The 604-nt window shown below is 29.5% G+C and carries 1 protein-coding gene; it reads right to left on the bottom strand.

Annotation, left to right across the window (positions count from 1 at the left end; all coding sequences use genetic code 11):
* Positions 1-70: 70 nt before the first annotated feature.
* Positions 71-493: a DUF6438 domain-containing protein gene (locus J502_RS16185; protein WP_052026721.1), complete on the bottom strand. Its 423-nt coding sequence runs from the start codon at positions 491-493 to the stop codon at positions 71-73.
* Positions 494-604 lie beyond the last annotated feature (111 nt).

Below are 604 nucleotides of genomic sequence, written 5' to 3'. Positions count from 1 at the left end.
TATTAATCTTTTATATAAATGGGACCTATATAAAAGATTAATTTTTTATAAAGTTAGATTGTTTTTATGTTTAACGTATTAAAACATTAATTCCAAGCATTTCAGGTAATTGTTCGATAAATTGATTAAAACTTTTATCAGATGAATTCATACATCCCATATAATGGTCTAACTTTGTTTCTACTCCACTTTTATCCGTCCATACAAAACTGACCGTTTGATGATCAGTAGCTTTATTTACACAATTATAATTATTTTCTACTTTTCCTGGTGCGGGCTTATATCTGCTTAATTGACTAGAAAGCTTTTTATAGATCCCAGGGGAAACAATGATATTTTGCTCTCCGATAATTTTTGTAAACCGGTCCCCGTTAAAATGTACAGCTCCACTAGGCTGAATTGTTACAGAATACACCGGACAGGCACCAAAACAACGTGACGTAGAATAACTAATTGTTTCTTCTAAAATCCTATTCTGATCTGGATAAGACACAGAAGCGCACCCTGTTAAGCAGAAAAATACAGTAGACAGAAGAAAGAATTTATTCATCATTTTATTTTTAAAATATAAAAATATTATTATATACATATTTATATTTTATTC

Origin of the sequence: Acinetobacter sp. 1294596 (genome assembly GCF_000582925.1) — a bacterium.
GTDB classification, from domain to species: Bacteria; Pseudomonadota; Gammaproteobacteria; order Pseudomonadales; family Moraxellaceae; genus Acinetobacter; species Acinetobacter radioresistens.
Note: the sequence above shows the minus strand (reverse complement) of the source record. Positions and strands in the feature narration are given on the sequence as shown.